Origin of the sequence: Cupriavidus sp. OTU4054, assembly GCF_038440175.1 — a bacterium.
Lineage (GTDB): Bacteria > Pseudomonadota > Gammaproteobacteria > Burkholderiales > Burkholderiaceae > Cupriavidus > Cupriavidus pauculus_D.
The window spans coordinates 56,689-67,370 of sequence record NZ_JASATF010000034.1; the positions used below are offsets into that span (position 1 = coordinate 56,689).

General features: G+C 67.3%; 13 protein-coding genes. 2 read left to right on the top strand and 11 right to left on the bottom strand.

Features of this window, described 5'->3' with window-relative positions; genetic code table 11:
* Window positions 1–6: 6 nt before the first annotated feature.
* Complete coding sequence (gene surE / locus AAHB16_RS28640) at window positions 7–777, bottom strand: 5'/3'-nucleotidase SurE (protein WP_150371312.1); 771 nt, start codon at window positions 775–777, stop codon at window positions 7–9.
* A gap of 151 nt (window positions 778–928) precedes the next feature.
* Between surE and AAHB16_RS28645 the strand changes: the two genes are divergently transcribed.
* Complete coding sequence (locus AAHB16_RS28645) at window positions 929–1,903, top strand: NADPH:quinone oxidoreductase family protein (RefSeq protein ID WP_150371311.1); 975 nt, start codon at window positions 929–931, stop codon at window positions 1,901–1,903.
* 13 nt (window positions 1,904–1,916) lie between these two features.
* On the opposite strand, the gene AAHB16_RS28650 is transcribed toward AAHB16_RS28645, so the two are convergent.
* The 10 genes from AAHB16_RS28650 to AAHB16_RS28695 all read right to left on the bottom strand — a co-directional run bounded on the left by AAHB16_RS28650 (window position 1,917) and on the right by AAHB16_RS28695 (window position 10,363).
* Window positions 1,917–2,708 (bottom strand): ABC transporter permease, encoded by a 792-nt coding sequence (locus AAHB16_RS28650; RefSeq protein ID WP_342052580.1) that lies wholly within the window; start codon window positions 2,706–2,708, stop codon window positions 1,917–1,919.
* Window positions 2,709–2,710: 2 nt separating this feature from the next.
* Complete coding sequence (locus AAHB16_RS28655; RefSeq protein ID WP_150371310.1) at window positions 2,711–3,523, bottom strand: ABC transporter ATP-binding protein; 813 nt, start codon at window positions 3,521–3,523, stop codon at window positions 2,711–2,713.
* Between the two features lie 30 nt (window positions 3,524–3,553).
* Window positions 3,554–4,597: an ABC transporter substrate-binding protein gene (locus AAHB16_RS28660; RefSeq protein ID WP_150371309.1), complete on the bottom strand. Its 1,044-nt coding sequence runs from the start codon at window positions 4,595–4,597 to the stop codon at window positions 3,554–3,556.
* Window positions 4,598–4,721: 124 nt separating this feature from the next.
* Window positions 4,722–5,690: a Bug family tripartite tricarboxylate transporter substrate binding protein gene (locus tag AAHB16_RS28665; RefSeq protein ID WP_342052581.1), complete on the bottom strand. Its 969-nt coding sequence runs from the start codon at window positions 5,688–5,690 to the stop codon at window positions 4,722–4,724.
* A 48-nt stretch (window positions 5,691–5,738) separates the two neighbouring features.
* A complete protein-coding gene (locus AAHB16_RS28670; protein ID WP_150371307.1) occupies window positions 5,739–6,710 on the bottom strand; it encodes a hydroxymethylglutaryl-CoA lyase in 972 nt (323 codons plus the stop codon).
* Entirely contained in the window at window positions 6,707–7,903 is a 1,197-nt protein-coding gene (locus AAHB16_RS28675) for a CaiB/BaiF CoA transferase family protein (protein ID WP_150371306.1), read from the bottom strand. The genes AAHB16_RS28670 and AAHB16_RS28675 overlap by 4 nt, the downstream gene beginning before the upstream one ends.
* 133 nt (window positions 7,904–8,036) lie before the next feature.
* Window positions 8,037–8,942: a LysR family transcriptional regulator gene (locus AAHB16_RS28680; RefSeq protein WP_342052582.1), complete on the bottom strand. Its 906-nt coding sequence runs from the start codon at window positions 8,940–8,942 to the stop codon at window positions 8,037–8,039.
* Window positions 8,943–8,988: 46 nt separating this feature from the next.
* Window positions 8,989–9,603 carry a recombination mediator RecR gene (recR, locus tag AAHB16_RS28685; RefSeq protein ID WP_150371304.1) on the bottom strand — a complete coding sequence of 205 codons (615 nt, stop codon included), beginning with the start codon at window positions 9,601–9,603 and terminating at the stop codon, window positions 8,989–8,991.
* A 2-nt stretch (window positions 9,604–9,605) separates the two neighbouring features.
* Window positions 9,606–9,935, bottom strand: a complete 330-nt coding sequence (locus tag AAHB16_RS28690) for a YbaB/EbfC family nucleoid-associated protein (RefSeq protein WP_150371303.1) — start codon at window positions 9,933–9,935, stop codon at window positions 9,606–9,608.
* Between the two features lie 92 nt (window positions 9,936–10,027).
* Window positions 10,028–10,363 carry a hypothetical protein gene (locus AAHB16_RS28695; protein WP_446718143.1) on the bottom strand — a complete coding sequence of 112 codons (336 nt, stop codon included), beginning with the start codon at window positions 10,361–10,363 and terminating at the stop codon, window positions 10,028–10,030.
* 37 nt (window positions 10,364–10,400) lie between these two features.
* Here AAHB16_RS28695 and AAHB16_RS28700 point away from each other — a divergent pair.
* On the top strand, window positions 10,401–10,682 hold a 282-nt coding region (locus AAHB16_RS28700), incomplete at its 3' end, for a hypothetical protein (protein WP_342052583.1).

Consider the following 10,682-nt stretch of genomic DNA (forward strand, 5'->3'; position numbering starts at 1 on the left):
GGCGGCTCAATTGCGCTCCAGCCATTGCCCCAGCTGTGCGAGCTGGGCGCGATGCGTGAGATCGAGCTGCAGCGGCGTGATGGAGACGAAGCCCTCCGCGGCCGCGTGGAAGTCCGTGCCTTCGCTCGCATCGAGCGCGTCGCCCGAAGGCCCGATCCAGTAGTTCGTGTCGCCGCGCGGATTGACCTGCGTGATCACGGGCTGCGACGGGTGCCGCTTGCCAAGACGCGTCGCGCGCAGTCCGCGCAGATGTTCGTAAGGCAGATTCGGAATATTCACGTTCAGCAGGAACGGCGACGAGGATGAAAACGAAGGCGGCGACGAGATGACGTGCTCGACCACCTCGCGCGCGATGCGCGCGGCCGCGTCGAGGTGCTCCCAGCCCTTGTCGACCTGCGAGAACGCGATCGACGGAATGCCGAACAGATACCCTTCGATGGCCGCGGCGACCGTGCCCGAGTACAGCACGTCCTCGCCCATGTTCTGGCCCTGGTTGATCCCCGAGACCACGAGGTCCGGCCGGTCCTCGAGCAGGCCGGTGAGCGCGACGTGCACGCAGTCGGTCGGTGTGCCATTGATGAACGTGAAGCCCTTCTGCACCCCCTCGCGCGCCTCGAATACCGAGAGCGGACGCTGCAGCGTCAGCGAATTCGAGGCGCCGCTGTGGTTCTGTTCCGGTGCGATGACCGTAACGCGTGCGAGCGGCGTCAATGCGGCGTGCAGCGCCGCCAGGCCGGGCGCGAGGTAACCGTCGTCGTTGGCGAGAAGGATATGCATGGCCGCGATTGTACCCGAGCGACGCGGTGCGGCATGCGTCGAACAGGCCCAAAAATACGGCACGGCGGCAAACAGAACGATCGTGCTTTTTTGCGTTACACTTGCCCGCACGCTGCACCGGCAACACACTCACCACCACTCCGGAGACATCATGAAAGCCGTACTGTGCAAGGCCTGGGGCCCGCCCGATTCGCTCGTCCTCGAAACGCTGCCGGACTTCGTGCCCGGCGATGGCGAGGTGATCATCGACGTGAAAGCGGCCGGCGTGAACTTCCCCGACGTGCTGATCATCCAGAACAAATACCAGGCCAAGCCCGAACTGCCCTTCTCTCCGGGCTCCGAGCTCGCGGGCGTGGTCAATGCGGTCGGTGCCGGTGTCACGCACGTGAAACCTGGCGATGCGGTGATCGCCTACCTCGGCAATGGCGCGTTCGCCTCGCAGGCGCGCGCGAAGGCGGCGTCTGTGGTGCCGATGCCCCCGGGCATCGACTTCGAGACCGCCGCCGCGTTCACGCTGACGTACGGCACCTCGCACCACGCGGTGGTCGATCGCGGCGAACTCAAGGCCGGCGAGACGATGCTCGTGCTGGGTGCCGCGGGCGGCGTGGGACTGGCCGCGATCGAGATCGGCAAGGCGATCGGCGCGCGCGTGATCGCCGCGGCGTCCACCGACGAGAAACTCGCGGTCTGCAAGGAGCACGGCGCCGATGCGGTCATCAACTACACGACCGAAGACCTGCGCGAGCGCATCAAGGCGCTGACCGATGGCAAGGGCCCGGACGTCATCTACGATCCGGTGGGCGGCGTCTATGCCGAGCCCGCGTTCCGCTCCATCGCCTGGCGCGGCCGCTATCTCGTGGTGGGCTTCGCCAATGGCGAAATCCCGAAGATGCCGCTGAATCTCGCGCTGCTCAAGGGTGCGTCGCTGGTGGGCGTGTTCTGGGGCGATTTCGCGCGCCGCGAGCCCAAGCACAACCAGGCCAATATGGCGCAGATGCTGGGCTGGATGAAGGAAGGCAAGATCCGCCCGCATATCTCGGCGCGCTACCCGCTCGAGCAGGCGCCGCAGGCGCTCAAGGACATGGAAGCGCGCAAGGTGACGGGCAAGATCGTCATCGTGCCGTAACAAACCCCGCGGATCAGAGCTTCTCGGTCTCTCCGCTCTGCGGCTGCCACTTCATCAGCCGCTTTTCGAAGAGACTGACGATCCAGTCCAGAATCAGCGCGAATGCGGTCAGCACCACGATGCCCGCGAACACCGTGTTGATGTCGAACGTCCCCTCCGCCTGCAGGATCAGATAACCGACCCCGCTCGCGGAGCCCAGATATTCCCCCACCACGGCGCCGACAAACGCGAGCCCCACCGACGTATGCAGCGACGAGAACACCCAGCTCGTCGCGCTCGGCAGATACACGTGGCGCAGCAGCTGCTGGCGGTTCGCGCCGAGCATCCGCGCGTTGGCCAGCACCACGGGGCTCACTTCCTTGACGCCCTGATAGACGTTGAAGAACACGATGAAGAAGACGAGCGTGACGGCCAGCGCCACCTTCGACCAGATGCCGAGGCCGAACCAGACCGCGAAGATCGGGGCCAGGATCACGCGCGGCATCGAGTTCATCGCCTTGACGTAGGGGTCGAGGACCGCGGCCGTCATCGGGCTCAGCGCGAGCCACAGCCCCACGCCGAGGCCGGCCACGGTGCCGATGCCGAATGCCAGCACGGTCTCGATCAGCGTCACGCCGAGGTGCTTGTAGATATCGCCCTCGGTGATGAACCAGCTCCAGATGCGCTGGGCCACCATCAGCGGTTCGCCGAAGAAGAAGGCCACCTGCTGCGAGCGCGTGGCGAGGTGCCATGCCAGCAGGATCACCACGAGGACCAGCAGTTGCCAGACCCGCAGCATGGCGGGAGAGTTGGGTCGCATCGCCATGATCAGGCTACCTTGCGTTGTTGAGCATAGCCTTTCAGGACTTCTTCGCGCAGCACGTCCCAGATGGCCGCATGCAATTCCACGAAGCGCGGATGGTTGCGCACCTCGGCCACGTCGCGCGGACGGGGCAGATCGATCTCGAATTCGCCGATCGGATGCGTGCCCGGCCCCGCCGACAGCACCACCACGCGGTCGCTCATCGCGATGGCTTCGTCGAGGTCGTGCGTGATGAACAGCACCGCCTTGCGTTTCGCGGCCCACAGGTCGAGCACCTCGTTCTCCATGAGCTGGCGCGTCTGGATATCGAGCGCCGAGAACGGTTCGTCCATCAGGATGATGTCGGGGTCCAGGACCAGCGTCTGCGCGAGGCTCACGCGCTTGCGCATGCCGCCCGAGAGCTGGTGCGGATAGCGGTCGCCAAACCCGCCCAGGCCCACGCGGCGCAGCCACTCCTCGCCCTGCGCCGCGGCGTCCGCGCGCGGCACGCCGCGAAACTCGAGTCCGGCGATGACGTTGTCGAGCGCGTTGCGCCACGGCATCAGCGCCTCGGCCTGGAACATGTAACCGGCCCGGGCATTGATCCCATGTAACGGCTCGCCGAATACGCGCACGGTGCCGCTCGAGGGTTCGAGCAGGCCCGCGCCGACGTTGAGCAGCGTGGACTTGCCGCAGCCCGTGGGGCCGACGACCGAGACGAACTCGCCGGGCTGGATGGTCAGCGTGGTATCGCGCACCGCGGTGTAGCGCTGGCTGCGGTCTTCGCGCGATACGAACGTGCAGGTCACGTTCTCGAGGGACAGGGCTGGCGTGGTCATGGGGCGACGCGGATGCGGCTGACTTGTGGCTTACTTGTACTTGGCGTTGGCCTTCTGCACGAACGCGTTCGTGAACGTGTTCTCCAGCTTGATCGGCTTGCCCTTGATCTCGGGGTCGAACTGCTGCAGTGTGTTCAGCGCGGTACGCGGGCCATCGGCCGGCATCACGCCGTCCGGCGAGATCGCTTCGCGCACCTTCTCCCAAGCGGCCAGATAGAGCGCGCGGTCGCCGAGCAGATAGCTCTCGGGCACCGTCTTGACGATATCGGACGGACCCGCCTTCTGCAGCCACTTGAGCGCGCGCACCATCGCGTTGGTCATGGCCTGCACGGTGTTCGGGTTCTGCTGGATGAATGCGGTGGACGCGTAGAGGCAGCCCGACGGCATATTGCCGCCGAACACGGCCTCGGTTTCCTTCAGCGTGCGCGTGTCGGAGGCGATCTTCACCTCGTTCTTCTGCGTCAGCATCGAGATCACGGGGTCGAGGTTCGCCATCGCGTCGATCTGGCCCGAACGCATCGCGGCCACGGCGCCGGCGCTCGCGCCCACGCCGATGAACGACACGTCCGACGGCTTGAGCCCGGATTTGGCCAGCACGAAGTTGGCCATCATGTTCGTGGACGAACCCGGCGCGGTCACGCCGATCTTCTTGCCCTTGAGGTCGGCGATCGACTTGTAGTTCGGCATGGTCTTGCTGGAGACCACGAGCACGATCTGCGGCGCGCGGCCCTGGAGCACGAACTCCTGATACTGCTGCCCCTTGGCCTGCAGGTTGATCGTATGCTCGTACGCGCCGGACACCACGTCCGCGCTGCCGCCGACCACGGCCTGCAGCGCCTTGGCACCGCCGGCGAAATCGACGATCTCGACGTCCAGGCCCTCTTCCTTGAAGTAGCCCAGCCGCTCGGCGATCGTCAGCGGCAGGTAATAGAACAGGTTCTTGCCGCCCACCGCCACGGTGACCTTGGGCTTTTCGGGCTTGCCCTGGGCCAGCGCGTAGCCGAACGTGAACCAGCCGGCGAGGAACAGCGTGAGGGCGATCAGCAGCTGCTTCCAGAATTTCTTGTTGTACATGGCATTGTCTCCAACTGTCGTGCTTCGAGCCGTCGCCACAATGCAAAGGGGCGCCCTCGCATGCTACGCGAGTGGCGCCCTCTCCGCATCGGGATCACTACTTAAGCGTTTGCTTACGCAAATATCATTCCGCGTGGATATCGGCCGACTTGATGACCTTGCCCCAGCGCGCAAGCTCCGCGCGCTGGTACTGATCCAGCTGCTGCGGGTTCATGTACTTGGCCTCGGCGCCCAGTTCCTCGGCCTTCTTGCGGAATGCCTCGGTCTTCATGATCTTGTCGATCTCGCCGGTCAGCTTGTCGATGACGGGCTTGGGCGTGCCGGCCGGCGCGTACATCGCGAACCACGACGACACGTCGAGGTCGGGATAGCCCGCGTCCGGTGCCGACGGCACGTCCTTCAGGCTCGGCAAGCGCTCCTTGCTCGTGACCACGAGCGGACGCAGCTTGCCCGCGGCGATATGGCCCATCAGCGGCGGCGGCGTGGTGATCGTCAGATCGACCGAACCGCCGAGCAGGTCCGTCATCGCCGGGCCCGTGCCCTTGTACGGCACGTGCGTGATCTGGATGCCGGCCATCTGGTTCAGCAGTTCGGTGGACACGTGCTGCAGCGAACCGTTACCCGACGACGCGTAGTTGAGCTTGTTCGGATTGGCCTTGGCATAGGCCACCAGTTCCTTCAGCGACTTGACCGGCAGCGACGGGCGCACGACGAGCACCTGCGGGGCGGACAGCACGTTGGCCACGGGCATGAAGTCCTTGACCGGATCCCACGAGGCCTTGGTCAGCAGCGGCGTGATCACGTGAAAGCCCGAGTACTGCAGCAGCAGCGTATAGCCGTCTGCCTTCGAGCGCTGCACCACCGAGGCGGCGATGCCACCGTTGCCGCCGGGACGGTTGTCCACGACCACGGGCTGGCCGAGCGCCTTCGACAGCGGCTCGGAAATCATGCGCGCGGCGATATCGGTGGTGCCACCGGCCGCGGCCGACACGACCAGCGTGATCGGACGGCTCGGGTACGTGCCGTCCTGCGCGTGGGCGGCGCCCGCCGCGAGCAGCAGCGAGGCCGCCACGAGAGAGAGGTTGCGTTGCATGAGTTGTCTCCGTATGTCTTGTTCGAGGTTTGTGAGGATGGGGAAAATCTACTGACCCTGAAAATGCGCGGCCATCCAGGCCGGTGGCTGATGCGTGCGCAGGCGCGGTCCCGCGCGCAGGAGCTGGCTCGAGATCTCGCGCTCGACCAGTGCCGGCAGGCTCGCCACCACGTCGAGCAGCGCGTCGAGGTCCACGCCCGTGTCCACGCCCATCGCGGCGAACATATGCACGAGCTCTTCGGTACTGACGTTGCCGCTGGCGCCGGGTGCGTAGGGGCAACCGCCGAGGCCGCCGGCCGCCGCGTCGAAGCGCGTCACGCCGGTCTGCCAGGCCGCCATCGCATTGGCCAGGCCCATGCCGCGCGTGTTGTGCAGATGAATGGTCAGCGCCGTATCGGGCAGGCGCTTCTGGAAGTCCTCGCAGAGCGCGGCCACCTGCGTCGGAAACGCCATGCCCGTGGTGTCGCACAGCGTGATGCCGGCCGCGCCCGCCTCCGCGAACGCCTGCGCAAAGCCCATGACGTCGTCCACGCCGACCTCGCCCTCGAACGGACAGCCGAACACGGTGGACAGCGACACGTTGACGGGCACGCCGGCGCGGCCTGCTTCGGCGATCATCGCCAGCAGCTGGGCGCGCGACTGCTCGCGCGTCATGCGCAGGTTCGCGCGGTTGTGCGTCTCGCTCGTCGACATCACGAGGTTGACTTCATCGGGGTGGCACGACAGCGCGCGCTCCAGGCCGCGCAGGTTCGGCACCAGCACCGTGTAGCGCACGCCGGGCACGCGCTCGATCTGATGCATGACCGCTTCCGCATCGGCCAGCGCGGGAATCGCCTTGGCCGAGGTGAACGACGTGGCCTCGATGCGCGCAAACCCGCAGTGCGACAGCGCATTCACGAAGGCGACCTTGCCATGGGTGGGCACCACCACGGGCTCGATCTGCAGGCCGTCGCGCGGCGCCACGTCGTTGATCTCGACGCGGGCCGGGCCCGCCAATGGGTACGCGTTGCCGGCGCTCATGCAATCACTCCTCGTGCACGCAGATCGGCGATCGCATCGGCATCGAAGCCGGCCTGCGACAGCACGGTGTCGGTATGTTCGCCGAGCGTCGGCGCGCGGTCGTGGATCGCGCCGGGATTGCCCGACAGCTTCGGCATGACGCCCGGCACTTCCACCGTGAGTCCCCTGGCGGACGTCACCGATTCGATGACGCCGCGGGCGCGGTAGTGCGGATCTTCGGCAATGTCCTTGACGGTATAGATGCGGCCCGACGGCACCTGCGCCTCGCGCAGGACCTCCAGCGCGGAGGCCACGGTCTGCGTGCGCGTCCAGGCGGCGATGGCCGCGTCGATTTCTTCCACGCGCTTCACGCGGCCGTCGTTCTGCGCGAGCGACGGATCTTCGCCGAGGTCCGGACGGCCCATCGCCTGCATCAGGCGGCGGAAGATCGCATCGCCGTTGGCGGCGATGAGCACATACTCGCCGCAGCCGCAGGGATAGGCGTTGGACGGCGCGATGCCGGGCAACGCGCCCCCCGCGGGCTGCCGCACGGCGCCGAACGCCGAATACTCGGGCAACAGGCTTTCGCTGAGATTGAACAGCGATTCATAGAGGGCCACGTCGATGACCTGCCCTTCTCCGCCACGCGCATCGCGCTCGTACAGGGCGAGCAGCACGCCCAGCGCGCCATGCAGGCCCGCGATCGTGTCGCCGAGCGACAGGCCCGCGCGCACCGGCGCACGGCCCGGCTCACCCGTCAGATAACGCAGGCCGCCCATGGCCTCGGCCACGGCCGCGAAGCCGGGCTCGTCCTTGCGCGGGCCGGTCTGGCCGTAGCCCGACACCCGCACCATGATGAGTTTGGGATTGTCGGCATGCAGCACGTCCCAGCCGAGGCCCCACTTCTCCATCGTGCCCGGGCGGAAATTCTCGATCAGGATGTCCGCCTCGGCGGCGAGCTTGCGCACGAGCGCCTGGCCTTCGGGCTGGCGCAGGTCGATACAGATCGATTGCTTGTTGCGCGATTGTGCTTCCCACCACACCGAGGTGTCTTCGTGGAGCATGCGCCATTTGCGCAGCGGGTCACCCTGGCCCGGGGGCTCCACCTTGACGATCTGCGCGCCGAAATCGGCGAGGGTCTTGGCCGCGAACGGGCCGGCAATCAGTTGTCCCAGTTCGAGGACCCGAATGCCTTCGAGAATCTGTCGCGCCATGTCGGTTGTCTCCTGTTATGTCGGAGGCGAGTGTGCCCCAGCCGGGGCGGGCGACGGAATCGGCAATCCGGAAAGCGGGCTTTCTCGGAACGCGAAGGTTAGGGAAAACGCGGAGGCGGCGCGGGAGGCGCCGTCAGAACGGCGCGCGGTCGCCGCAGAGATGGGTGATCAGCAGCCGGGCCGACACGGTCAGCGCGGCCGGATCGCGCATGCCGATCAACAGCGAACGCCGCGCCCACGGGTCCTGCAGCGAGACCAGCGACAGGCCCATCGACTTCACGTGCGGCTCCGCCGCGATGCGCGGGAGCACGCCCACGCCCAGGCCGGCCATGACCATGCGGCACATCGCGTCGAAGCTGCGCACCTGGATACGCAGCCGGAACGGCCGCTCCAGCCGGCTGCTTTCCTCGAGCAGCCGCGCCGCGAGCGACGTCACCTGCGGCAGGCTCACGAAGTCGTAGTCGAGCGTGTCGGCGTAACGCACCGGCCCGCGCTGCGCGAGCGGATGGCCGTGCGGCGTGATGATGACGAGCTCGTCCTGCCGGTATTCCACCGTCACGAGCCCCGCGCAAGGCGTGCGGTCCGCGAAGATGCCGACGTCGGCGCGGTTCTCGACGAGCGCGGCGACGATATCGGCGCTGTTCTGCTCCTCGAGCTCGATACGGATGGTCGGATGCTGGCGCATGAACTCGGCCAGATCGTCCGGAAGAAACTGCGTGATGGCCGACGTATTGGCGCACACGCGCACCTGGCCGCGTACGCCCGACGCATAGTCGGACATCACGCCGGCCATGCGCTCCACGTCCTGGAGGATGGTCAGCGCGTGGTGGTAGCACGCCTGCCCCGCTTCGGTGAGCTGCACGCCCGCGGCATGGCGGAAGAACAGCGGCGCGCCCACCGCGGTCTCGAGGTCCGAGATCCGCTTGCTGGCCGCGGCCACGGCCAGATGCGACTGGCGCGCGCCCGCGGAAATGCTGCCATGGCGCACGACGGCCACGAACAGGCCGAGTGTGACGAGGTCGAAGCGGGCGAGATTCATGGCGCGGGGAGCGATCGGCGGAGTGAGGGAGGCTGGCAGTCCGTGCCTACAGGCTGCGGCGATCCATCACGGCGCGCGCGATGGTGCCGGCATCGACGTATTCGAGTTCGCCACCGACCGGTACGCCGCGCGCAAGGCGCGACACCTTGAGGCCGCGGGACTTGAGCATCTCGCCGATGTAGTGCGCGGTGGCCTCGCCCTCGGTCGTGAAGTTCGTGGCGACGATCACCTCGGAGACCGGGCCGCCGAGCTCGGGCTCGGTGGCGCGCGCGAGCAGACGGTCCAGATGGATCTCGCGCGGGCCCACGCCGTCGAGCGGCGAGAGGCGCCCCATCAGCACGAAGTACTGGCCGCGGAAGGTCAGCGTCTGCTCGATCATGATCTGGTCGGCAGGCGTCTCCACGACGCACAGCAGCGAGGCGTCGCGGTCCTCGTCGCGGCAGGTCTCGCACAGGTCCTGCTCCGTGAACGTATTGCAGCGCTGGCAATGGCGAATGCCATCGGCGGCGCCGCGCAACGCGTCGCCGAGCTTGCGCGCGCCGTCGCGGTCGTGCTGGAGCAGGTGGTATGCCATGCGCTGGGCCGATTTCGGCCCCACGCCGGGCAATACCTTGAGCGCCTCGATCAGTGCCTGCAGCGAGGTCGGGGGCGCAGCCCTCATGCTCAGAACGGGAGCTTGAAGCCCGGGGGCAGCCCCGGCATGCCTGCCGTCATCGAACCCATCTTTTCCTGCGTGGTGGCTTCGGCCTTGCGCACGGCATCGTTGAACGCAGCGGCGACCAGATCCTCGAGCAGGTCCTTGTCGTCGGCCAGCAGGCTCGGATCGATCGTGACGCGCTTGACGTCGTTCTTGCAGGTCATCAGCACCTTCACGAGACCGGCGCCGGACTGGCCCTCGACCTCGATCAGCGCGAGCTGATCCTGCATCTTCTTCATGTTTTCCTGCATCTGCTGGGCTTGCTTCATCAGCCCGGCCAGTTGACCTTTCATCATGGTGTTGCTCCTGTAGTCGTGTCAGTGTCGATGGGGGCGGCCGTCCCGGTGCGTTGGTCCCTGTCCCTTGCGGCCGCCCTGTTGTGTGGAGGTCAGGCGGCGCGCGGCTGGATCGAGCCCGGCACGATCTGCCCGCCGAACTCGCGCAGCAGGCCCTGGACGAACGGGTCGCCTTCGATATTGGCTTCGGCCTCGCGCTGGCGCTCGGCGCGTGCCTGCGCATCGGCGGCGGCGGCCGTCTCGAATACGGCGCCGATCTCGCATTGCACGCGCACGTCAACGCCGAAATGTTCGCTCAATACCTGCTGCATGCGGTCCGCCACGCCATTTTCGGCGATGGCGGCCACGGGCACGCGCAGGAAGACGTTGCGGCCCACCACGCGCGCGAGTTCGCTCTGATAGGCCAGCTGCTGGGCGAGGCCGCGCAACGGCAGGCTGGCGGCCAGCGCGGGCCAGTCGGCGGCGGTGCCGGTGAATACGGGCGGCGTGCCGTCGGCATCGGCCGCCGGGGCGACCGGGGCCGCGCGGACGGCGGGCGCGGCGGGGGCCTGCGGCTGCGATGCAGCGGCCGGGCGCGGCGTACCGTTCGTGGATCGATCGTTCTGGGACCCGCCGTTCTGGGATCCACCGTTCTGGGACCCGCCGTTCTGGGACCCGCCGTTCTGGGATCCACCGTTCTGGAACCCGCCGTTCTGGGACCCGCCGTTCTGGGATCAGCCGTTCTGGGAACCCCCGGTCTGCGATCCC